Genomic DNA, 21,973 nt, shown 5'->3' on the forward strand with positions numbered 1-21,973 from the left:
CGGAAACAATGAAGCGCGAAACCCAAGGCATGTTGCTCGGCCTGATCGGCGTGATGATCTTCAGCCTGACACTGCCGATGACCCGCATCGTCGTCGCCGAATTCAGCCCGCTGCTGAACGGCCTGGGGCGCGCGCTCGCCGCTTCCGTTCCCGCTGCCGTGCTGCTCGCGATCCGCCGTGAAAAGCTGCCGACCTGGCCGCAGCTCAAGGCCCTCGCTGTCGTGTCGCTCGGCGTGATCATCGCGTTTCCCGTGTTCTCGGCGTGGGCGATGAAGAGCGTGCCCGCGTCGCATGGCGCCGTCGTCAACGGCTTGCAGCCGCTGTGCGTCGCGATCTACGCGGCGTGGCTGTCGCACGAGCGGCCGTCGAAGGCGTTCTGGGCGAGCGCCGTCGCGGGTAGCGCGATCGCCGTCGCGTTCGCGTTGCAGGCGGGCGGCGGCGCATTCCAGGCGGGCGACCTGCTGATGCTCATCGCCGTCGGCATCGGCGCGCTCGGCTACGCGGAAGGCGCGCGGCTCGCGCGGCAGATGGGCGGCTGGCAGGTGATCTGCTGGGCGCTCGCCGTGTCCGCGCCGTTCCTGCTGATTCCCGTTGCGTGGCTCGGCTGGGAGCAGCACGTCACGCATCCCGGCCCCGTCGCGTTGAAGACGTGGCTCGCGTTCGGCTACGTGACGCTGTTCTCGCAGTTCATCGGCTTTTTCGCGTGGTACGCGGGCCTCGCGATGGGCGGCATCGCGCGCGTCGGCCAGGTTCAGCTGCTGCAGATCTTCTTCACGATGGCGTTTTCGGCCCTCTTCTTCGGCGAGGACGTCGCGCCCATCACGTGGATCTTCGCCGCCGCCGTGATCGCCACCGTGATGCTCGGCCGCAAGACTGCCGTGCGCACGGCCGCACGGCCCGTTCGCGCCGTCTGACGAGTTCGCGCGATAATCGCTTTTTTGACCGACCACCTGTTCAAGCCATACCGACGAGGAGACCCATGAATCAAAGCGACCTCAATGCCCCGACCTGGCAATTATCCGAACGCGCTCGCAAGCTGACCAGCTCGGCGATCCGCGAAATCCTGAAGGTCACCGAGCGGCCCGAGGTCATTTCGTTCGCGGGCGGTCTGCCTTCGCCGGCTACGTTCCCGGCCGAGGAAATGCGCGCGGCCTCCGACCGCATCCTGCGCGATTCGCCCGCCGCCGCGCTTCAGTACAGCGCGACGGAAGGCTACATGCCGCTGCGCGAATGGGTCGCGCGACGCTACTCGGTGAACGGCGCGCAAATCCGTCCGTCGCAGGTGCTGATCACGACGGGCTCGCAACAGGCGCTCGATCTGCTCGGCAAGGTGCTGGTGTGCCCGGAAAGCCCCGTGCTCGTCGAAACGCCGACGTACCTCGGCGCGCTGCAATCGTTCTCGATGTACGAGCCGCGCTACGTGCAGGTGCCCACCGACGCCAACGGCCTGATCCCCGAAGGTCTCACGCCGGAACTGACGAAGGGCGCGCGCCTTCTCTACGCGCAGCCGAACTTCCAGAATCCGACGGGACGACGCCTGCCCGTCGAGCGCCGCCGCGCGCTCGCGGAGTTCGCGAAATCGGCGCCCTTCCCCGTCATCGAAGACGATCCGTATGGCGCGCTCGACTACAAGGGCGAACCGCTGCCGACGATGCTGTCGATGGCGCCCGATCACATCGTGCATCTCGGCTCGTTCTCGAAGGTGCTCGCGCCGGGTCTGCGCATCGGCTACATCATTGCGCCCGAAGAACTGCACTTCAAGCTCGTGCAGGCCAAGCAGGCCACCGACCTGCACACGCCCAGCTTCACGCAGCGCATCGTGCATGAAGTCGTGAAGGACGGCTTCCTCGATACGCACGTGCCGAAAATTCGCGCGCTGTATCGCGACCAGTGCGAGGCGATGCTCGGTTCGCTCGAGCGCTACATGCCCGAAGGCGTCACGTGGAACCGTCCGGAAGGCGGCATGTTCATCTGGGTGTCGCTGCCGAAGCATATCGACTCGATGAAGCTGCTCGAAGAAGCCGTCGCGCAAAACGTCGCGTTCGTGCCGGGCGGTCCGTTCTTCGCGAACGACGCGCAGCAGAACACGTTGCGCCTGTCGTTCGTGACCGTGCCGCCCGCGAAGATCGACGAGGGCATTGCGCGTCTCGCTGAACTGATTCGCGCGCGCGTGTAAGCGCATCGCGAACGACTCTTTCCATTCACCGACAAGGACACGTCATGGCTCAATCGAATGTGTATGACAAGCTGAAGGAACTGGGCATCGAACTGCCCGTAGCAGGCGCACCCGCCGCCGCTTACGTGATGAGCGCGCAAAGCGGCAACACGGTGTATCTGTCCGGACACATCGCGAAGAAGGACGGCAAGGTGTGGGCGGGCAAGCTCGGCGACACGCTGAAGACCGAAGAAGGCAAGGCCGCGGCGCGCTCGATCGCAATCGATCTGCTCGCGACGCTGCACGCGCACGTCGGCGATCTGAACCGCGTGACGCGCATCGTCAAGTTGATGAGCCTCGTCAATTCGACGCTCGATTTCACCGAGCAGCACATCGTGACGAACGGCGCATCGGAGCTGATCGCCGATGTGTTCGGCGAGCGCGGCAAGCATGCGCGCTCGGCATTCGGCGTCGCGCAGATCCCGCTCGGCGCGTGTGTCGAGATCGAGCTGATCGCCGAGGTGCAATAAGCGGCGCGTATCGCATGTATGGGCGCTCGTTGCGAGCGCCTTCATCGCAGCTTCGACGCCGGCACGCCGTCGATGACGTGAACGCGTCATCGACGGCGTGTTTTTTTGTGGCGTCACTGTCGCGCTGGCCGCCCAGTTGAAGTTGTGCCGGCACAACACGCAACCATGCAGAACACCGAACAGGAAACAAACGATGCAAGAGAAAACCGTTCGCTTCAAACAAGTCGACGTGTTCACGTCGGCGCCGTTCAAAGGCAATCCGCTTGCCGTGGTTTTCGATGCGGACGGACTCGACGCCGAACAGATGCAAGCGATCGCGCGCTGGACGAATCTGTCGGAAACGACCTTCCTGTTAAAGCCGACCGACCCGTCGGCGGATTATCGCGTGCGCATCTTCACGACGCGCGGCGAGCTGCCGTTCGCCGGCCATCCGACGCTCGGCACTGCGCACGCGTGGCGCGAGGCCGGCAATCGGCCGATGCAACCGGGACGTATGGTCCAGCAATGCGCTGCGGGCCTGATCGAATTGACGGAAGAAGATAGCCAACGCAACGTGTGGGCTTTCGCCGCGCCGCCCGCACGCGTGACGCCGCTCGCCGAAAGCGAATACCCGGCGCTCGCCCGAGCGTTGCGCAGCGATGCAATCGATTACACGGCGCAGCCCTACGGTGTCGATAACGGCCCGCAATGGCTCGTCGTCCGTATGAATTCTGCCGATGCGTGTCTCGCGCTCGATCCGGATGCCACACTGTTCGAGCGTGTCGCGAAGACGGTCGGCGCGCACGGCATCGCGGCGTACGGCCCGCACGATACGAATGGCCCCGCGACCTTCGAGGTGCGCTGCCTGATGATGGGCGGCGGCCTCGGCATTGGGGAAGACCCTGTGACGGGCAGCGCAAACGCCGCGCTGGCAGGATTGCTCACGCAGCAGAACCGCCGGCCCGGTGCGCAATACACGGTGCGCCAGGGCACGGCGCTAGGCCGCGCGGGCGATGTCTACGTTCGCTACGACGACGCGGCAGGGAAGACGTGGATTGGCGGCGCATCGGTGACGATCGTCGACGGCACTTTCAGGCTGCCATAAACGCAGTAACCGTTCGCGCTACAACCGTTCGCGTTGTTGCCGGAATTGACATTCGCGCGTCATCTGAATTTTCTAAAAATCGGTGTGATAGAAAAGCACAAACACCGATACAAAAAAGCCAATTGCACACACTCGAGGCCATTCATGCAGGCAGCATGAATGGCCTCGTTGCCATAATGGCTGTTGCCGATCCATTCACGCGATTCCTGAAACACCGGACGCTTTCGACTCAATCTTTCAAACGCCCGCCCGGCGCGCCTGTCAGGCCAGCAGAGGCAATGCGCGCATGATTCGTTCGCATGCCCACCGAGCCCAGCGTATACCCGATGCGCGAGGCCTTTCTTAATTATTGGCCATTCAGTAATATCAAAAACGTAACCGTTGACCAACCGGGTGGTCTGGCTCGCCACCACGCCCTGCTTCCCGCAGCAGTTGCGGCATATCAACCCATTCGATGCAGCCGGTTTTAACATTCGCGCAGTCGTTCGCAACGCAAGCACCGAAACGCAAGCACAGCCGCAACGCACAGGGTCACGGTCTATCCGATGAATCAGTTCCGCCTCTCTTCCGCGCGCGACGTCAGGCACCGTCTCGATCCGGCCGGTACGCGCCGGCGTGCGCTGCTCGCGATTCCCGCGCTCGGCGTGCTGGTGCTCGTGCTGCTGTGGACGGTGATCTTCGCGCGCCTGTCGGTTGAGAAGGACACGACGTATCGCGAGGCGATGGCGTCGGCTGCTATTTTGTCGGCGGCGCTCGAACAGCATACGGTGAAGGCCATTCACCAGGTCGATCAGATCACGCGCTTCGTCAAATACGAATTCGAAAAATCGCCGGGCCGTTTCGATCTCACGAGCACGGTCGAAAAAGGCGTCGTGCAAAGCGAAACGCTCGTACAGGTGTCGCTGATCGACGAGCGCGGCAAGCTCATCGCGAACACTTCGGAAACCAATCCGAAGCCGATCGATCTCTCCGACCGCGAGCACTTCAAGGTTCACGAGCACGAGAACGACGATCAGCTCTTCATCAGCAAGCCGGTGCTCGGCCGCGTATCGGGCCATTGGACCTTGCAGATGACGCGCCGCCTGAATCATCCCGACGGCACGTTCGCGGGTGTCGTGGTCGTGTCGGAAGACCCGAGCTATTTCACGACCGACTTCTACAACAACGCGGCCATCGGGCGCGACGGCGTGATCGCCGTGATCTCCGACAGCGGCGCCGTACTCGCGCGCCGCACGGGCAATTCCGAAAGCTCGCCGGGCGTGTTCACGGCGACGGGCGTCTATCCGACTTCGGAGCACGTGTCGGGCACCTACGTCGATTCGATCGACAACGTCACGCGCATCGTGTCGTACCGGCATATCGACGGCTATCCGCTCGGCGTGCTGGTCGGTCTGTCGCAAGCCGAAGAGTTCGCCGACTACAACCACACGCGCAACGTTTATCTGCTGATGGCGAGCTTCATTTCGCTCGCGATGCTCGGCTTCTTCGCGGTCGCCACGGGTCTGATCGGCAAGCTGCTCGGACGCGAGCGCGAGATGACGCATCTCGTCGAGTTCGATCTGCTCACGGGCCTGCGCAACCGCTACTCGACGCTGCAAAGCCTGCGTCACGACGTGGCGCAGCCGATGAACGTCGGCCGCCTGGCAATCCTCTTCATCGACCTCGACAACTTCAAGACCGTCAACGACACGCTCGGCCACAACGCGGGCGACATCGTGCTGCAGATGACGGCCGCGCGTCTCGCCGATGCCGTCGCCGATGCGGGCGCCCTCTCGCGCATCGGCGGCGACGAGTTCGTCGTCGTGCTCAAGGGTGACGATGTCGAGAAGCGCTCGGTGATGCTCGCGGAAGTGATCTCCGACGTGTTCGCGAAGCCTTTCGAAGTGCGCGGCAGTTCGTTCGTGCTGCACGCGAGCATCGGCATCGCGCTCTACTCGGTGGCGAACGAAAGCGAAATCGATCTGCTGAAGAAGGCCGACCTCGCGATGTACAGCGCGAAGGACGCGGGCAAGAACTGCTATCAGTTCTACTCGCCGCATCTGTCGCATCGCGCGGACCATCTGATGAAGTGGGAGCAGCAACTGCGCGTCGCGCTCGCCGACCAGCAGCTGTTCCTCGCGTATCAGCCGAAAATCGATCTGGCGCGCCGCTGCATCACCGGCTTCGAAGCGCTCGTGCGCTGGAACCATCCGCAGCACGGTCTGATTCCCGCGAACGAGTTCATTCCCGTCGCCGAGTCGACGGGCCTCATCGTGCCCATCGGCGATTTCGTGATCCGCACCGCATGCCGACAGCTCGCGCAGTGGCAGCAGCAGGGCTACGACACGCTGTCGCTGGCCGTGAACATTTCGGCCGTGCAGTTCTGGCGCGGCGATCTGTACGAAACGATTTCGCAGGCCATCGAGGAATCGGGCATCAGCGCGCGCCGCCTCGAACTCGAAATCACCGAGACGGCGATGATGGAGTATCCCGATCTCGTCTCCGAAAAAATCTTCGCGTTGAAGCGGCTCGGCGTGCGTATCGCGCTCGACGACTTCGGCACCGGCTATTCGTCGCTGTCGTATCTGAACCGCTTCTCGGTCGACACGCTGAAGGTCGACCGCTCGTTCGTGCAGGCCATTCCCGGCGACCGCAGCGTCTGCGTGATGGTGTCGGCCATCGTCAATCTCGCGCGTTCGCTCGGCCTCACGGTGGTGGTCGAAGGCACGGAGACGGAAGAGCAGATCGCGTGGCTCGCTGCACTCGGACATATCGAGGCGCAGGGCTTTCTGTTTTCGCGGCCCGTGCCCGTCGAGGGCATCCCCGCGCTGCTCGAACGCTTCGGCGTGTGCGGCACGCACGGCATGCGGGTCGCGCACAGCAGCGACGCCGACAGCACCAGCGACGCTTCGAGCACGAGCGACGAGTCGGCCTGAAGAGCAACGCCGCATCGACGCGGCTTCGTTCCCGTCAGCCCATCCGGCGTCATACAGGCACATACACGCAACACATACGGGCAGGACATGAACGTTACCGGCGCGTATCGGGCGGTTTCGCACGAACGCGCATGACATCGGCGCGCCGTCGCGGCCATCGACAACGTGCGCCGCATCAGAAACCAACCCGACAGGTGTTCGCATGCGGCCAGCCCGGCACATGTCGGCGCTAAGCGCGCCAACCGCAGACGAAGCTGCACGAAGCAACGAGCGCGAGCCGCTCTGGACGCTCTTTCGCGTCGTGTTCGGATTGTCCGCGCTATCGTGGGGCGGACTCGCGCTGATGGCGCAGTTGGAGAACCACTACGTCGAGCGCGAAGAGCGCCTGACGCACCTCGCGTTCTCCGATATCGTCGCGCTCGCGTGGATGGTGCCGGGGCCCGTCGGCTGCAATGTCGCGGTCCAGCTCGGCCATGTGCTGCGCGGACGCGCGGGCGCATGGGTCGCGGGCCTCGCGAGCGTTCTGCCCTTCTTCATGCTGATGACGGCATTCGCGATCTTCTACCGCACGCCGATCGTGCGCGAGGTCGCGTCGCAGACGTTGCTCGATCACTTCAGCGTCGTGCTTGCGACGTTGATCGGCGTGACCTGGTACAAGCAGACGCGTGCGCTCGTGCGCGGACGGCTCGAATGGACGGCGGCCGTGCTCGGGTGCATCGCGCTCGTCGGCGCGCATACGCCCGCTGCCTACATCGGCCTGCTGGGCGTGGCGTTCATGTCGGGATGGCTGCGCAGCGGCGCACGCGGCGAGCGCCTCGCGACGACGCTGAGCGCGGGCGACTGGCGTCTCCTGACCGGTTTGGGCGTGCTGCTGCTGATGTTCGCGCTGCCCTTGCCGCATCGCTACGAACTCGCGCTGCTATGGCCGCGTCTCGCGGGCGCGGGACTGACGCTGTTCGGCGGCGGCTTCTCCGCGCTGCCCGTGCTGAAGACGCTGCTGGTCACGCCTACGATCGGCGTCACGGACAATGAATTCACGCTCGCGTTCTCGCTGTCGCCGTTGTCGCCGGGACCGCTCCTGAACGTCGTGCCGTTCTTCGGCTATCTGGTCGAAGGATGGCACGGCGCGTTGATCGCGACGATTGCGCTCTTCGTGCCGTCGGGTTGCCTCGTCGTGCTCGCGCAGCGTCATCTGCATCGACTGAAGACGAACCCGCGCTTCGAGCATGGGATGCGCGTGCTGCGCGCGGTAACGACGGCATTTCTCGCCGTCGCCGTGCTGCGCATCGTGCGCCATGTGCCGCTCGAACCGTCCTATCTCGTGACGGCGTTGTTCTCGGGCCTGTGCTTCGCGAAACTGAAGCTGCCCGTGTATGCAGTGTACGGAACGGTCGCCGTCGTATGCGGCGTGTGGCTGTATATCGGGCACGTGGCCTGACGCGGCGCTTCATCGCCAATGCAAGAAGCGCCGGCCATGTCGTCGTTGCATAGGCGACATGGCCGGCGCTTCTGGCTGAAACGTTCGAGCGCTACGACGGCACGGACGCGATCATCAGAAACCGCGCGACAGCACCGCCACGCCGATCGTCACGATGCCGAGCACCAGGTTCACGATGACGAGCCGCCGCACGGTCGCCACCGCGCGCGCGCCGTCGGGCCACTTCTGCGCCTGCACCGCGCGGCGGATGCGCGGAAACACCGCAAAACGGATATGCCCGAAGATCAGCATCATGATGATGCCGAGGCCGGCCATCGCGTGCAGTTGCCAGGTGGCGTGACCGCCGCCGAACTGAATCAGCAGAAAACCGCCCGACAGCAGAATGACCAGCACGGACACGCCCACCCAGTTGAAGAAGCGGCCGAACACCGATTCCCACAACGGCAGGCGCAATTGCGGCGAGAGATCTTCGAGCGCCGGGCGCAAGCAGAAATGCGCGAACACCATGCCGCCGATCCACACGGCGACGCCCAGCAAATGCAGAAAGAGCGCGACTTCGATCGCCTTGTTCATATTTGTTTTCCTTTCCCGATGATGGCGCGCTGCCGTTATGTCCTGGTCGATAACGTGTCGGCTCCGACATGAGCCAACGACCGCGTTCGACCCGCGACGTTATGCGCAGTTCATTCTCCGCGCTGATTTCTTTTTGTATTGCGCCGTGAGAGACCCCGCTCACGGTTTTCGTCGCGTCGCGCGGCAAAGCACACTGCAATGACGCGCGCCGCAGCGAAGATAGTACGGCCAGACGATCGTGCCGTGCGCGGCGAATGCAGCCTGCACATTCCCGCGCTCACACGGCTTACTCCTTATTCGCCCAGCACCGGACGCAGCGACGTCACCTTCAGCTTCGTATCCGGCGCGCGTCCCTTGCGCGCGCGCTTGCCGACATGCGGCGCGAGCGCCTTGCCCGACAGCTGTTCCTCGGAAGGCTTGTTGCGGTAGATGCCTTGCAGCACGACGCCCGCATCGTTGATCGCGAGCGCCTGCGTCAGCACTTCGTTCGGATCGAGCGCCACCAGCGTCACGCCGCGTCCGCCACCGGACAGCGTCTTCATCTCGTCGAGGCCGAACACCAGCAGACGCCCGCCGCCCGACAGACACGCGACCTGCGTCGCGTCGGGCAGCATCGGCATCGGCACGAGCGGCGTCGCGCCCTCGTCGATCGTCATGAACGCCTTGCCCGCCTTCACGCGGCTCACCATGTCGCCGACCTTCGCGATAAAGCCGAAGCCATTCGACGACGCCAGCAGCAACGCCTGGTCCGCCGACGCCGCGAAGTAATGCATCAGGTGCGTGCCCGATTCGAGTTCGATCAGCGACGTGACGGGAACGCCGTCGCCGCGTCCGCCCGGCAACTGCGCCACGGCCACCGAGTACACGCGGCCCTTGCTGCCCCACGCGATCAGCATGTCGGGCGTGCGGCACTGGAACGCGGCGTAGAGGCCGTCGCCCGCCTTGAACGTGAAGCCGGCGGGGTCGAGCCCATGACCCTTCAGCGCGCGCACCCAGCCCTTCTGCGACACGACGACCGTCACCGGCTCGTCGACGACGCGCGCTTCGAACGTCGCGCGCTTTTCCTGCTGGATCAGCGTGCGGCGATCGTCACCGTATTGCTTCGCGTCCGCTTCGATTTCCTTGATGAGCAGGCGCTTCATCGCCGGTTCGCTGCCGAGCAGCTCTTCGAGCTTCGCCTTTTCGTCGCGCAACTCGGACAGTTCCTTCTCGATCTTGATCTTCTCCAGGCGCGCCAACTGACGCAGCCGGATTTCAAGGATGTCTTCGGCCTGACGATCGGACAGACCGAACGCTTCGATCAGCGCCGCCTTCGGCTCCTCGGATTCGCGGATGATGCGGATGACTTCGTCGATATTCAAAAAGATGATCATCCGGCCTTCGAGGATGTGAATCCGGTCGTTGACCTTGCCCAGACGATGCTGCGAACGGCGCGTGACCGTCGTGAAGCGGAAGCCGACCCACTCGTGCAGCATCCCGGCGATGCCCTTCTGACGCGGACGGCCATCCGCGCCGACCATCACGAGGTTCAGCGTCGCGTTCGATTCGAGGCTCGTGTGCGCGAGCAGCGTGTTGACGAACTCCGTCTGATCGATCGTGCGCGACTTCGGCTCGAACACGAGACGCACGGGCGCATCCTTGCCCGACTCGTCGCGCACGGCATCAAGCAGGCCCAGAAGCGTCTGTTTCGTCTGCAACTGTTCGGGTGTCAGCGACTTCTTGCCGAGCTTGATCTTCGGATTCGTCTGTTCCTCGATCTCTTCGAGCACCTTCTGGCCGGACGTGTTCGGAGGCAGCTCAGTGATGACGAGTTGCCATTGGCCGCGTGCAAGATCTTCGATCTTCCAGCGCGCGCGGACCTTCAGACTGCCGCGGCCCGTCTCATACGCCTGCGAGATTTCCGCTTCGCTCGAAATGATCTGGCCGCCGCCCGGGAAATCCGGACCCGGCACGTGCTGCATCAGCTCGGCGTGCGTGATCTTCGGATGGCGGATCATCGCGACGGCGGCCGCCGCGACTTCGCGCAGATTGTGCGACGGGATTTCCGTCGCGAGACCGACCGCGATGCCCGACGCGCCGTTCAGCAACACGAACGGCAAACGCGCGGGCAACAGCTTCGGCTCTTCGAACGAGCCGTCGTAGTTCGGCATGAAATCGACGGTGCCCTGGTCGATCTCATCGAGCAGCAGTTTCGCGATCGGCGTGAGACGCGCTTCCGTGTAACGCATCGCCGCCGCGCCGTCGCCATCGCGCGAGCCGAAGTTGCCCTGGCCGTCGATCAGCGGATAGCGCATCGAGAAGTCCTGCGCGAGACGCACGAGCGCGTCGTATGCCGACTGGTCGCCGTGCGGGTGATACTTGCCCAGCACGTCGCCGACGACGCGCGCCGACTTGACGGGCTTCGCGTTGTCGCCGAGGCCCATCTCGTTCATCGCGTACAGAATGCGGCGCTGAACCGGCTTCTGGCCATCGCTGACGTCGGGCAGCGCGCGGCCCTTCACCACGCTCACCGCATAGTCGAGATACGCGCGTTCCGCGTAGTTGCCCAGCGTCAGGACATCGCCCTCGGGCGCTGCCGGCTCGGCAAAAAGATCGGGAGTGTTGTCGTCCATCTAGATTCCGTGTCCTTGTTCGGCGGCGCGCGCTCCGTGCTTCACATGCATTTGCTGGCACGAAGCGCAGCGGCGCTCAGATATCCGCTTCGACCTGGTTGCCCTTCTCTTCGAGCCAGCTACGGCGCGACGCCGCTTCGCCCTTGCCCATCAGCATCGTCATGCGCGCGACGGTCGCGTCGAAGTCGAGTTCACCGAGCGCAACGGGCGACAGGCGCCGCGTGTCCGGGTTCATCGTCGTGTCCCATAGCTGCTCGGCGCTCATTTCGCCGAGGCCCTTGAAGCGGCTGATCGTCCATTGCGATTCGCGCACGCCGTCCTTGCGCAGCTTGTCGAGAATCGCTTCGAGTTCGCCTTCGTCGAGCGCGTACAGCTTCTGCGCCGGCTTCTTGCCGCGCGCGGGCGCATCGACGCGGAACAGCGGCGGACGCGCGACGTGTACGTGGCCGCGCTCGATCAGTTGCGGGAAATGCTTGAAGAACAATGTGAGCAGCAGCACCTGAATATGCGAACCGTCGACGTCTGCATCGGACAAGATGCAGATCTTGCCGTAACGCAGATTGGACAGATCGACGGTGTCGTCCGGATTGTGCGGATCGACACCGATCGCCACAGAAATGTCGTGCACTTCGTTGTTGGCGAACAGACGATCGCGCTCGGTTTCCCAGGTGTTCAGCACCTTGCCGCGCAGCGGCAGAATGGCCTGATATTCCTTGTCGCGGCCCATCTTCGCGGAGCCGCCTGCCGAGTCGCCCTCGACGAGGAACAATTCGTTGCGGCCGATTTCCGTCGATTCGCAATCGGTCAGCTTGCCCGGCAGCACGGCGACGCCCGAACTCTTGCGCTTCTCGACTTTCTGGCCCGCGCGCGTGCGCGCCTGCGCCTGCTTGATGACGAGATCGGCGAGCTTCTTGCCGTGCTCGACGTGCTGGTTCAGCCACAGTTCGAGCGCGGGACGCGCGAACGACGACACCAGCTTCACGGCGTCGCGGCTATTCAGGCGTTCCTTGATTTGCCCCTGGAACTGCGGGTCGAGCACCTTGGCCGAGAGCACGAACGACACGCGCGCGAACACGTCTTCCGCGAGCAGCTTCACGCCTTTCGGCTGCAGGTTGTGCAACTCGACAAAGCTCTTCACGGCCTGGAAGAGGCCGTCGCGCAGACCGGCTTCGTGCGTGCCGCCCGCCGGCGTCGGAATCAGATTGACGTAGGACTCGCGCGTGAGCGGCCCTTCTTCGCTCCACGCGACAACCCATGCCGCGCCCTCGCCCTCCGCGAACGTCTCTTCGTTCGAGCGCGAGCTTTCCGCGTAGCGCTCGCCTTCGAAGAGCGGGATCAGCAGGTCGCTGCCCGCCATGCCTTCCATCAGATAGCCGCGCAGGCCGTCTTCGTATTTCCAGCTTTGGCGCTCGCCCGTTTTCTCGTTGACGAGGATGACTTCGACGCCCGGCAGCAGCACGGCTTTCGAGCGCAGCAGGCGTTGCAGTTCGCCGAGCGGCAAGTTAGGCGAGTCGAAGTATTTCGGATCGGCCCACGCGGTCACGCGCGTGCCGGACTTCTTGTCGGTTTTCGCCGCGGTGCGCACCTGCAGCTGCTTGACGACATCGCCGTGCGAGAAGGTGAGTTCGGCGACCTTGCCGTCGCGCCACACGGTGACGTCGAGGCGCGTGGACAGCGCGTTCGTCACCGACACGCCGACGCCGTGCAGACCGCCCGAGAACGTATAGGCGCCGCCTGCGGCCTTGTCGAACTTGCCGCCGGCGTGCAGGCGCGTGAAAACGATCTCGACGACGGGCACGCCTTCTTCCGGATGCATGCCGAACGGAATGCCGCGGCCGTCGTCTTCGACGGACACGGCATGGTCGGCGTGCAGCGTGACGGTGATCTGACGGCCGAAGCCGCCGAGCGCTTCGTCGGACGCGTTGTCGATGACTTCCTGAATGATGTGCAGCGGGTTTTCGGTGCGCGTGTACATGCCGGGCCGCTGCTTGACCGGCTCCAGGCCCTTGAGCACCTTGATCGATGCTTCGCTATACGCGGCGTTAGGCTTTTTCGTTGACATGGCTCGTTCGGGTCCGTCGGTTCATCGTTGTCCACATGTCTTGTGGACATGTGCGTGGACAATGCGTTGAGTTTTCAAAAAAAGCGAAACGAAACAACGGAGTGTGTGCGCTGCGCGACTTGCGAGCAGCAGCGGGTTGGTGTGCCTTTCTGCTTTCCGCGATTTTCCATCGTGCCCGATTGCGGACGATATGCTGGAACGACCGTGGGAAGCAGGTTCGCGGGTATTTTACTGATTTCGATGCGCGGGGCAATTTAGACAGAGGGTATAGGACGGTTGGCAGGAATCTATAGCATTAGGCGCAAGGACAACATATTGGGTATATTCGTGCCAACCAGCTACCTTTACGGGGTGTCGACGTGAAACCTTCAGAAGCCATGCGCGAGCATCGAGCTGCGATCCGAAACATCGTTGCGGACCATCACGCCCGCAACGCACGCGTGTTCGGCTCGGCAGCCACGGGCGAAGATAGCGATGACAGCGATCTGGATCTGCTAGTCGATCCGACGCCAGAGACGACGCTGCTCGATATCGCTCAAATCCAGCTCCGACTCGAGGCTTTACTGGGCGTGGCGGTCGATGTTCTTACGCCGTTGGCGCTGCCGGAGTCATTTCGTGCCGAGGTCATCAACGAGGCGGTGCCAGTGTGAAGAAGAGCGAACTGCGACTCCGAGATTATCTGGATCACATGCTGGAAGCGATCACGTGGATCGAGCGTTATACGCAGGGAATGTCTGAAGAGCGCTTCCGCGACGAACGCCTGGTACTGGATGCAGCGATTCGCAATCTTGAGGTGATCGGCGAAGCTGCGCATAACATCGAACTCAATCATCCAGATTTCGCAACCCAGCACGCGAGTATTCCATGGGGAGCGATGTATGCGATGCGTAACCGCATTTCTCACGGGTATTTCTCGGTTGATTCGGGAGTAGTCTGGCAAACGATCACCCGAAGTCTTCCCGCTTTAAAACAGAAGATCGCGGAAATTCGCGAGCAGACGCCGTAACGTCTGCTCCACGCGCACGCCTTACTTCCCCTTGCTCTCCAGCTCATCCCATCTTTCGATCGCGACAAGCAGTTCGTCTTCGATCGCCGCGTAGCGCTCCGTCAGCCGCGCGCCTTCCTGTGCGTCCTTCACGAAGATCGAGCCATCCTCGATTTGCGCGGCAATCGTCTTCTGTTCCGCTTCGAGCGCCGCGATCCGGTCGGGCAAGGCTTCCAGCTCGCGTTGTTCCTTGAACGAAAGCTTCACCGTGCGCTGCGCGTTGCGGCCCGCCGCGCTTTCCTTCGGCGCGGCCTCCTTCGGCGGCTCCTTGGGCGCGTCCTGCTGCGCGATCCGCCCGGAACGCTCGCTCTGGATCTGCCAGTCGGTGAAGCCGCCGACGTATTCGCGCCACCTGCCCTCGCCTTCCGACGCGATCACCGACGTCACGACGTTGTCCAGAAACGCGCGGTCGTGACTGACCAGCAGCACGGTGCCTTCGTAGTCGGTCAGCAGTTCTTCGAGCAATTCAAGTGTCGGGATGTCGAGGTCGTTGGTCGGCTCGTCGAGCACCAGCACGTTCGCGGGACGCGCGAAGAGACGCGCGAGCAGCAGCCGGTTGCGCTCGCCGCCCGACAGCGACTTCACCGGCGAACGCGCGCGTTCCGGCGCGAACAGGAAGTCGCCCAGATAGCTCATCACATGCTTTTTCTGGCCGTTGATCTCGACCCAGTCGCTACCCGGGCTGATCGTATCGGCGAGACTCTTTTCGGGGTCGAGCTGCGCGCGCATCTGGTCGAAGTACGCGACCTGCAGGTTCGTGCCGACGCGCACCTTGCCTTCTTCAGGCTGCAGTTCGCCGAGAATCAGCTTCAGCAGCGTCGTCTTGCCCGCGCCGTTCGGACCGACGAAGCCGATCTTGTCGCCGCGCATGACCGTCGTCGAGAAGCGGTCGACCACCGTGCGCGCGCCGTAGCGCTTCGTCACGTCCGTGAGTTCGGCGACGATCTTGCCGGACTTTTCGCCCTGCCCGACGTCGAGCTTCACGTTGCCCTGCACGTTGCGGCGCTCCGCCTGGTCCTTGCGCATCTGCACGAGCCGCGCGATGCGGCCGACGCTTCGCGTGCGCCGCGCCTCCACGCCCTTGCGTATCCACACTTCTTCCTGGGCAAGCAGCTTATCGAATTTCTCGTTTTCGACCCGCTCGACTTCGAGCTGCTGCGCCTTGCGCGTCTGATACGCGGAGAAATTGCCCGGATACGACAGCAAACGCCCGCGATCCAGCTCGACGATGCGCGTCGCGACGCGATCGAGAAACGCGCGGTCGTGCGTGATGAACAGCAGGCCCGCGCGCTGCGCGATGAGCAGTTCTTCGAGCCAGCGAATGCCGTCGAAATCCAGGTGATTGGTCGGTTCGTCGAGCAGCAGCACATCCGGCTGCACGACGAGCGCGCGGGCCAGCGCGACGCGCTTTTGCATGCCGCCCGACAGCGCGCCGACGCGCGCGTCGCCGTCGAGACCGATCTGCGCGAGCGTCGTGGCGACGCGCGTGCGCCAGTTCCACGCGTCCGTTGCATCCAATGACGACTGCAGCGCGTTCATCCGCGCGAGCAGCGCGTCGTGCTGCGCGCCTTCCTGCGTTTCCGCGAGTTCGTGCGCGACCGCGTTGTATTCGTCGAGCAGTGCGCTCGCGTGCGTGAGGCCCGCCGCGACCGTGTCGAACACCGATACATCGGCGTCGAACTCCGGTTCCTGCGGCACATAGACCGTCACGAGATCTTGCTGGCGCGTGATCAGGCCGTCGTCCGGCCTGGCCAGCTCGGCGACGATCTTCAGCAGCGACGACTTGCCCGCGCCGTTACGGCCGATCAGCCCGACGCGCTCGCCGGCTTCGAGTGAGAAATCCGCGTGATCGAGCAGCGCGACGTGGCCGAACGCCAGTTGCGCGCCCGTAATGGTGTAAAGCGACATGGAAAAATGAAGAAACCAGCGATGAGTCGGAAGCGCTCATTGTACCGGTCGATGGCGCGGACACTGACGCGATACGGCCCGGCACGATGGCATAGGACGAATGACATGGGCGTCGGCTGCGGCAATGCAAGGACCGCGAAGCCCGCGTTTCGCTGGAAGGAGCGAAAGGCGCTAAAGGCTCGAGAAGCGTGAAACGCTGAAAAGGCGCGAAAGCAGCGGCAGATCGCGAGCGCCAGCCCCAGGCCCGCGTCGCGAATGCGAACGCTGCATTCGCGCCGACGCTTACTTCACGTGAATCGTGATGGTCTTGCTCATCTCCGGACCGTACGAACGATGCGCGCCGTCGCCGAAATCGAGCGTCAGCGTGTGCTCGCCCGGCGGCAGCGTGATTTCCGTTTCCGTCTGGCCCTTGCCGAAATGGACCGACTTGTCGTTGGCGGGAATGACCTCGCCCTTCGGCAGCGGCTGGCCGTCGACGATCAGATGGTGGTGCCCTGTGCCCTCCGTCATCGTGCCGGCGGGCGCGACCTTCATGCCGTCGACGGCAAATTTCACGTGGACGGGATTGTTCACGGTCGCGCCGTCCTTCGGCTCGACGAAGGAGACGCCTGCAGCATGCGCCACGCCCGACACGACCAGCATGCCCGCGCACGCTGCGCCGGCCAGCCATCTGTTGTTCAGCATCGTTTTTCCTCCTTGTTGAAAGTGAATCGAGAGACGCAAGGCGCGCCGACGGGCGCCCGCCGTGCAACGCGGCGCCGCTATCGAAGCATAGTCATTCGCACCGCTTCGCACGCGATCCCGGATCGTCCGCCGCGTGCGCCTTCGCGTTGATTTAGAACGATAAACGGATCGGGAGGCTCAAGCCTTCCGGCGAATTCCGGTAATATTGCGAGTCGCCGCCGGAGGCCCAATAAAGGGGCAGAGCTGTGCGGATATTGCGTTGAATCGATGAAGAGTGTGTGTCGTGAGTGAAGTGATCGAATATAAGAGCTGGGTCTGCCTGATTTGCGGCTGGATCTACAACGAGGAAGAAGGTTTGCCCGAAGAAGGCATTGCAGCCGGTACGCGCTTTGCCGACATCCCGGATGATTGGCGCTGCCCGCTGTGCGACGTCGGCAAGGCGGAATTCGCAGTCGTCGAGTTCTGAGCGGGGCGACGGGCGTCGATATCGCGCCGATGCGGCGCTGATCGGCGGACGCCCCGGCCAGTCTCCGAACCGCTCCGTCGTGCGTTATACTCTGCGCTCGTCGGCGGCTCCTCCCCGTAGTTCAATGGATAGAACGAGTGCCTCCTAAGCGCTAGATACAGGTTCGATTCCTGTCGGGGGGACCAGGACATACCCTATAAAACTGGTCTCCGCCTTGCTGGACAAGGCTCTCAGGTCTCTGGCGGTCCCTGAAACGTACCACAAAGTGTACCTACAGGCGACCACACCATGGCCATCGTTTATCTTTCTCCGATCATGTCTGCCCGCATCAAGCATCTCTGGGAACGGTCCAAGACAGGCCCTTTCTGGACGAAGCGCAGAGTGCCGCTCGATCTGGTTGAGAGGGTCGGTAAGACCGAGATCACAATAGGTCTCAAGACTCGGGACCTCAGGGTAGCGGCGCGTCTCATCGCCAAGCACGTTGCCGAACAAGACCGCATGTGGGCTGAACTCCGCAATCCCACCCGCCAAGGCTCTATTGAAGAGGCTCGGCGACTGCTCGCGACGTACGGCATTGACCCCGCAGCCCCGCAGGACTCCCATGAGGGCGCAAGGTGGGCTTTCGAAGACCTTTTGGACGCCAACCTCCCCGAGCATCTTAGGGAGGCTGATTCAGCCACTCCGCAGGAATTAGACCGCCACCTGTCGCCGACCCACCGCGCCGCCCTTCAGGCTTACCAAGGGCGTCTGGAGCATCTGGCCTCGGATTGCATGCGGGAATACGTCGAGCTTCGCACCGACGATCATCAATCGGCCAAGTCAGCAAAGATACCCTTCGAATATCTGATCAAGCTGATAGGCGACAAGGCATTGAGCAAGTACAGGCGTGCGGACGTTCGCAAGTTTGTAGACCATTTGCTGGCGGGCGACCATTCACCCACGGGTAAGGCGATAGCGACAACCACGATAGAGCGCTACATAACCACGCTAAGAGCAGCGTTCGCCCGCTCGATCCGCGAACACGAACTAGGCATTACGAACGTATGGGCGGGGGCCATCGAGTTCCCCAAGGGTGCAAAGGGAGCCACGAAGCGGGACTCGTTTTCGGTCGATCACTACCACGCCTTATTCGGGGCCGTGGGTGCGCTCGATCAGACCGACGACCTCCGCTGCATACCGGTACTGTTGGCTGAGACCGGGGCGCGGCTGGCTGAGATTGTTGGTCTCCGCGCCGCCGACTGCCACCCTCGGGCCTCGGTGCCATATGTCCACATCCAGGAGCACGACTCGCGCTCGATCAAGACCGCGCATAGTGACCGCAAGGTCCCGCTGACGCCTCGGGGTCTCCAGGCGATTGAACGGGCGCTCGGTCTGTCCAAGGGCAGTGCGTACCTGTTCCCACGCTATACCAACGAGACGGGCTGCAACGCGACCGCCGCCAGTGCTGCGCTCAATGGTTGGCTCCGCGCTCGCGGTATCGACCGAACGTGCCACAGCATGCGCCACGGGATGCGAGACCTCCTCAGGGCGGCTGCAGCGCCTCAGGATGTCGTCGAACAGATACAGGGCTGGGGAAAAGAGAGCCAGTCAAGCAAGTACGGGACTGGACATTCGCTCGGTGACCTGGCGGGTTGGTTGGGGAAAGCTACGGCACCGCTAGGCGGCTAGAACCCCGCTCCCACGGCTGCGAACATCGCCGACAGGTACTGGCGCTCGGCGGCGTGGGTCTGGAAGATCTCCAGGTGCTCCTCGGCTCGCTCCGCAATCATCTCGTCGATGTCGCCGACTAGCGCCTCCTGTAGACCACGGTCCTCGACCAGTGCCCGTGCGACCTCCTCCGCTTGCTCGGTGTAGCGTCCGACCGCGATTCCAAACGCCCGGGCTTTCGCGCGGGAACTCAGGGGGCCGAAAGCGGCGAGCATTTTCTCGACAAACTGGCGGGCCAAACGCTCCTCGGCACTTTCGTGCTCCTCCTCGTCCCGCGCCCACGCGCCGCCGCTCCACTTCTCAGGTACCGGCGTGCCCTCGTCCTTGCAGCGTCGAATGAATCTCTCCATGCTCCGCGCAAGGCGTGGCGAGCGGTCGGAAGCTTCGGCGCACTCTTCGTGCGTCCACTGCTTGCCGGTGGCGTCGTGTACTGGTCGCACGAGAATGAGTTGATACAGGTACTGTGACTTCTCTTGGTGCGTCCATTCGAGCTTCTTCTTGGAGTTCTCCTTGCGCCCTGCGGCGACCCGGGCTTGCGAGAGTGTGCCTGTCCAGACTCGCACCGGAATTTGCTCGCGGAGTCGTCGGGCGTAGGCGGCCCTCCGGTGCGTACCGTCGATGACGACGAAGCGGTTTGCGCTGATCGGCAGTACATCCACGCGGTCCAGTTCGCCTTCCTTGTCGAGACGCTCTGCCAACTTCATCACGTGGTCGTTATTCGTGACTCCGTTTTTCGACTTGGTGTGCAGGTCACGCACCTGGAATACCTGGGGGCACACAAGGAGTTTCTTGAGGGGGATAGAGAACTCGACAAAATCGGGATTTTTCCACTCGATTTGCAAATTTTGGAGGTCGATTTCGGTCCACTCATGTGGCTTCCGAGCCTTATCTGACAAGGCTTTGGTCATGTTTGTTCCTTTCGTTTTTGGGTAGGTGAGAATAGGCAATTGCCGGTACAAGGGTGTGCCAAAGGTGGCGGTTTGGTGGGTCTCAGTCTCAGGCTCAGGCTGCGGCTTGTCGCTGCTCTGCAATCTGGGTCTGCAGCGTACGCACGGCCTCGGCTCGGTCCATGCCGTACCGGCAGACCAACAACTGGACGAGAGACCATTCCTGCTCGGTCAACTCGGGATCACAAGCGCCCCCGGGGAACGCGTTGGCGGGTCTCTGGTCGCGGAAGTTGTCAGGGTCGAAGTAGCTCGCCTTCATTCTGTTGAGGCGCTGCGGGACCGGGGCCAAATTGATGAGGGTATGAAGTCCGCTGGCTACGTGGGTGCCGTGAAAGTCCTTCGCGACCGCTGGGGTACGGTGATCGACTTGATGCCCCTCGGGGCACTCTGCGTATATCTTGCGCATCTCTTCGCGCTCGGTGGCGTAGTTTGCGGGCATGGTGCCTCCGGTCGTCTCCATCCACTTCCATGCTGCTGTGGCCTCGCGTCGCTGTCCTCTATAGTTACCACTAGTGATGCGGAGGCTTCGAACGTAAGCGTTGTGTGCCTCTCGTGCCTCGGGGTCGCTTTGGAGACGCTGCGTCCTACAGGCATGCGCTTCTGCCGTGCATGCTACGCATTGCCCTTTGCTCGCATAGTGTTCGGTCTCGCCGTGCTTCTTGCAGGTAGCCGTGAATCGGTCTTCGCCGCGCTCACGTGCTGCGGCTGCGGCTGCTTTCTTCGTCATTTTCATACTCGGTCTCATTGGTCAATCATTCGTTGGTGGTGATCTCTGTCTTCGCGGCCTTCGTGCGCAGCTTTGCGGCTCGCTGGGCCTCTGCGATACAGCGTCTGCACGTGCCGCTACCTGCGGTGCTAAAGGGCGTCATGCCGTGCTTGGGGCACTTCCAGTAGAACGACTTCAGACCGGCGGCGCGGGCTGTCTCACGTGCTTTGGTCTTCATGCCCTGCTTGGCACGCGTGGTGGGATAGGCGATCAGGCGGTCTTCGGGTTTCTTAGGTGCGGTCATGGGTAGGTCTTGGGTTAAAAATAACGGTAGGATCCCTGACTGGGAGTCCTAGGTGTCTGATTGATGCGGCGATGCCAAGCTCCGCGAGGAGTCAGCCTTGCGGCTTCCGTATGGGACCTAAAACGGGGCTGGCGGGGTTTGGCTAAGGGGGTAGTGGCCTGAGGTGGCCGGAAAGGCTAAAACGTGGTGCTGCGGAAAGCTGCGGGGGTGCTGCGGAGTCCGGTCGGCATTTACAGGACCTGAGGGGACCTGCTTCGTCTCACCGGTAGATTAAATGCGGTACGGGGACGCCGTTCTTTCGTACGTGGCGACTAATTCGCCGTGGTGGCTTGCTGCCGGTCTCTTCTTACGTACGACCTAAATACAAAAGGGCCCCGTAGGGTCATCCACGGGCTGGTCTTCTCCGAAGGGGTCGACCAACTCGTCCCGAGGCTTCTCTTCACCAGTGGTGACTTATTCTCAAACTATCAACATGATTCGTCGATAGTGATGTTTCGCCGCTTCTCTTTCTTACGGACGTACTAATTCGCCGCCCGCTCTCTTTTCGTAAGTGTCGACTTTTGGCGCGTCCCGTGCCCCAAGGGTTCTAATGGGATCTCGGGGTCTTCTTACGATGGTGTCGATTATTTTCTGGCGGGCTCTTCTTTCTATAGTGAGGGGGTAAATCGCTCGCCATACCCGTTGGGGCCTCGGGGGGACGTCGTGGGAATCCTAGACAGCGTCAAGCAGCACGGCCGGTCAGCGACAACTATTTTGGCCGGTCAACGGGTGTAGTTGTCGATGGCTAATTCATAGTTGTCGCGCCTCCATCGTAATTGTCGTCGGGTAATTGTCGCC

Annotated in this window: 18 protein-coding genes and 1 tRNA gene; 11 read left to right on the plus strand and 8 right to left on the minus strand. The window is 62.9% G+C overall.

What is annotated here, in order from left to right:
- The first annotated feature begins 8 nt into the window (after positions 1-8).
- The 6 genes from VSR68_RS29015 to VSR68_RS29040 all read left to right on the plus strand — a co-directional run bounded on the left by VSR68_RS29015 (position 9) and on the right by VSR68_RS29040 (position 8,122).
- Positions 9-914: a DMT family transporter gene (locus VSR68_RS29015; RefSeq protein WP_342943130.1), complete on the plus strand. Its 906-nt coding sequence runs from the start codon at positions 9-11 to the stop codon at positions 912-914.
- Between the two features lie 65 nt (positions 915-979).
- Complete coding sequence (locus VSR68_RS29020) at positions 980-2,176, plus strand: PLP-dependent aminotransferase family protein (protein ID WP_342943131.1); 1,197 nt, start codon at positions 980-982, stop codon at positions 2,174-2,176.
- A gap of 44 nt (positions 2,177-2,220) precedes the next feature.
- On the plus strand, positions 2,221-2,685 hold the full coding sequence (locus tag VSR68_RS29025) for a RidA family protein (protein WP_090864494.1): 465 nt from the start codon (positions 2,221-2,223) through the stop codon (positions 2,683-2,685).
- A 193-nt stretch (positions 2,686-2,878) separates the two neighbouring features.
- The gene (locus tag VSR68_RS29030) at positions 2,879-3,769 is read left to right on the plus strand and encodes a PhzF family phenazine biosynthesis protein (RefSeq protein WP_342943132.1); all 891 of its coding nucleotides are present in this window, start codon (positions 2,879-2,881) and stop codon (positions 3,767-3,769) included.
- A gap of 545 nt (positions 3,770-4,314) precedes the next feature.
- Entirely contained in the window at positions 4,315-6,684 is a 2,370-nt protein-coding gene (locus tag VSR68_RS29035; protein ID WP_342943133.1) for a bifunctional diguanylate cyclase/phosphodiesterase, read from the plus strand.
- A 220-nt stretch (positions 6,685-6,904) separates the two neighbouring features.
- Entirely contained in the window at positions 6,905-8,122 is a 1,218-nt protein-coding gene (locus VSR68_RS29040) for a chromate transporter (protein ID WP_342943134.1), read from the plus strand.
- Positions 8,123-8,236: 114 nt separating this feature from the next.
- Here VSR68_RS29040 and VSR68_RS29045 read toward each other — a convergent pair whose 3' ends face one another.
- The 3 genes from VSR68_RS29045 to VSR68_RS29055 form a co-directional block, all read right to left on the minus strand.
- Positions 8,237-8,695 (minus strand): CopD family protein, encoded by a 459-nt coding sequence (locus tag VSR68_RS29045; RefSeq protein WP_342943135.1) that lies wholly within the window; start codon positions 8,693-8,695, stop codon positions 8,237-8,239.
- Between the two features lie 293 nt (positions 8,696-8,988).
- Positions 8,989-11,307, minus strand: a complete 2,319-nt coding sequence (gene parC, locus VSR68_RS29050; RefSeq protein ID WP_342943136.1) for a DNA topoisomerase IV subunit A — start codon at positions 11,305-11,307, stop codon at positions 8,989-8,991.
- Between the two features lie 76 nt (positions 11,308-11,383).
- Positions 11,384-13,369: a DNA topoisomerase IV subunit B gene (locus VSR68_RS29055; RefSeq protein ID WP_342943137.1), complete on the minus strand. Its 1,986-nt coding sequence runs from the start codon at positions 13,367-13,369 to the stop codon at positions 11,384-11,386.
- Positions 13,370-13,728: 359 nt separating this feature from the next.
- Between VSR68_RS29055 and VSR68_RS29060 the strand changes: the two genes are divergently transcribed.
- Complete coding sequence (locus tag VSR68_RS29060; RefSeq protein ID WP_342943138.1) at positions 13,729-14,019, plus strand: nucleotidyltransferase family protein; 291 nt, start codon at positions 13,729-13,731, stop codon at positions 14,017-14,019.
- The gene (locus VSR68_RS29065; RefSeq protein ID WP_342943139.1) at positions 14,016-14,375 is read left to right on the plus strand and encodes a DUF86 domain-containing protein; all 360 of its coding nucleotides are present in this window, start codon (positions 14,016-14,018) and stop codon (positions 14,373-14,375) included. The genes VSR68_RS29060 and VSR68_RS29065 overlap by 4 nt, the downstream gene beginning before the upstream one ends.
- Positions 14,376-14,396: 21 nt before the next feature.
- Here VSR68_RS29065 and VSR68_RS29070 read toward each other — a convergent pair whose 3' ends face one another.
- Both VSR68_RS29070 and VSR68_RS29075 read right to left on the minus strand, forming a co-directional pair.
- Complete coding sequence (locus VSR68_RS29070) at positions 14,397-16,322, minus strand: ATP-binding cassette domain-containing protein (protein WP_342943140.1); 1,926 nt, start codon at positions 16,320-16,322, stop codon at positions 14,397-14,399.
- Between the two features lie 282 nt (positions 16,323-16,604).
- Entirely contained in the window at positions 16,605-17,006 is a 402-nt protein-coding gene (locus tag VSR68_RS29075; protein WP_342943141.1) for a DUF4399 domain-containing protein, read from the minus strand.
- 274 nt (positions 17,007-17,280) lie between these two features.
- On the opposite strand from VSR68_RS29075, the gene VSR68_RS29080 reads away from it, so the two are divergent.
- The 3 genes from VSR68_RS29080 (at position 17,281) to VSR68_RS29090 (ending at position 19,140) form a co-directional block, all read left to right on the plus strand.
- Entirely contained in the window at positions 17,281-17,472 is a 192-nt protein-coding gene (locus VSR68_RS29080) for a rubredoxin (protein WP_407670772.1), read from the plus strand.
- A gap of 110 nt (positions 17,473-17,582) precedes the next feature.
- Positions 17,583-17,657 (plus strand) — tRNA-Arg (locus VSR68_RS29085).
- A 103-nt stretch (positions 17,658-17,760) separates the two neighbouring features.
- Entirely contained in the window at positions 17,761-19,140 is a 1,380-nt protein-coding gene (locus VSR68_RS29090) for a DUF6538 domain-containing protein (protein WP_342943142.1), read from the plus strand.
- Here the strand turns inward: VSR68_RS29090 and VSR68_RS29095 are convergent.
- The 3 genes from VSR68_RS29095 to VSR68_RS29105 form a co-directional block, all read right to left on the minus strand.
- Positions 19,137-20,087, minus strand: coding sequence for a ParB N-terminal domain-containing protein (locus VSR68_RS29095; protein ID WP_342943143.1), 951 nt, complete (start codon positions 20,085-20,087; stop codon positions 19,137-19,139). The genes VSR68_RS29090 and VSR68_RS29095 overlap by 4 nt on opposite strands.
- 94 nt (positions 20,088-20,181) lie before the next feature.
- Positions 20,182-20,565 (minus strand): hypothetical protein, encoded by a 384-nt coding sequence (locus tag VSR68_RS29100; protein ID WP_342943144.1) that lies wholly within the window; start codon positions 20,563-20,565, stop codon positions 20,182-20,184.
- A 313-nt stretch (positions 20,566-20,878) separates the two neighbouring features.
- Positions 20,879-21,136, minus strand: a complete 258-nt coding sequence (locus VSR68_RS29105; RefSeq protein ID WP_342943145.1) for a hypothetical protein — start codon at positions 21,134-21,136, stop codon at positions 20,879-20,881.
- Positions 21,137-21,973: the final 837 nt, after the last annotated feature.

This window comes from Paraburkholderia phymatum (assembly GCF_038900715.1).
GTDB lineage: Bacteria > Pseudomonadota > Gammaproteobacteria > Burkholderiales > Burkholderiaceae > Paraburkholderia > Paraburkholderia phymatum_A.

Bases quoted from the DNA above. Each gene is read 5' to 3' on its own strand.
- VSR68_RS29030 (WP_342943132.1), top strand. From the start codon at position 2,879: ATGCAAGAGAAAACCGTTCGCTTCAAACAAGTCGACGTGTTCACGTCG.
- VSR68_RS29025 (WP_090864494.1), top strand. From the start codon at position 2,221: ATGGCTCAATCGAATGTGTATGACAAGCTGAAGGAACTGGGCATCGAA.
- parC (WP_342943136.1), bottom strand. From the start codon at position 11,307: ATGGACGACAACACTCCCGATCTTTTTGCCGAGCCGGCAGCGCCCGAG.
- VSR68_RS29055 (WP_342943137.1), bottom strand. From the start codon at position 13,369: ATGTCAACGAAAAAGCCTAACGCCGCGTATAGCGAAGCATCGATCAAG.
- VSR68_RS29075 (WP_342943141.1), bottom strand. From the start codon at position 17,006: ATGCTGAACAACAGATGGCTGGCCGGCGCAGCGTGCGCGGGCATGCTG.
- VSR68_RS29105 (WP_342943145.1), bottom strand. From the start codon at position 21,136: ATGACCGCACCTAAGAAACCCGAAGACCGCCTGATCGCCTATCCCACC.
- VSR68_RS29100 (WP_342943144.1), bottom strand. From the start codon at position 20,565: ATGCCCGCAAACTACGCCACCGAGCGCGAAGAGATGCGCAAGATATAC.
- VSR68_RS29020 (WP_342943131.1), top strand. From the start codon at position 980: ATGAATCAAAGCGACCTCAATGCCCCGACCTGGCAATTATCCGAACGC.
- VSR68_RS29090 (WP_342943142.1), top strand. From the start codon at position 17,761: ATGGCCATCGTTTATCTTTCTCCGATCATGTCTGCCCGCATCAAGCAT.
- VSR68_RS29070 (WP_342943140.1), bottom strand. From the start codon at position 16,322: ATGTCGCTTTACACCATTACGGGCGCGCAACTGGCGTTCGGCCACGTC.
- VSR68_RS29045 (WP_342943135.1), bottom strand. From the start codon at position 8,695: ATGAACAAGGCGATCGAAGTCGCGCTCTTTCTGCATTTGCTGGGCGTC.
- VSR68_RS29035 (WP_342943133.1), top strand. From the start codon at position 4,315: ATGAATCAGTTCCGCCTCTCTTCCGCGCGCGACGTCAGGCACCGTCTC.
- VSR68_RS29040 (WP_342943134.1), top strand. From the start codon at position 6,905: ATGTCGGCGCTAAGCGCGCCAACCGCAGACGAAGCTGCACGAAGCAAC.
- VSR68_RS29095 (WP_342943143.1), bottom strand. From the start codon at position 20,087: ATGACCAAAGCCTTGTCAGATAAGGCTCGGAAGCCACATGAGTGGACC.
- VSR68_RS29015 (WP_342943130.1), top strand. From the start codon at position 9: ATGAAGCGCGAAACCCAAGGCATGTTGCTCGGCCTGATCGGCGTGATG.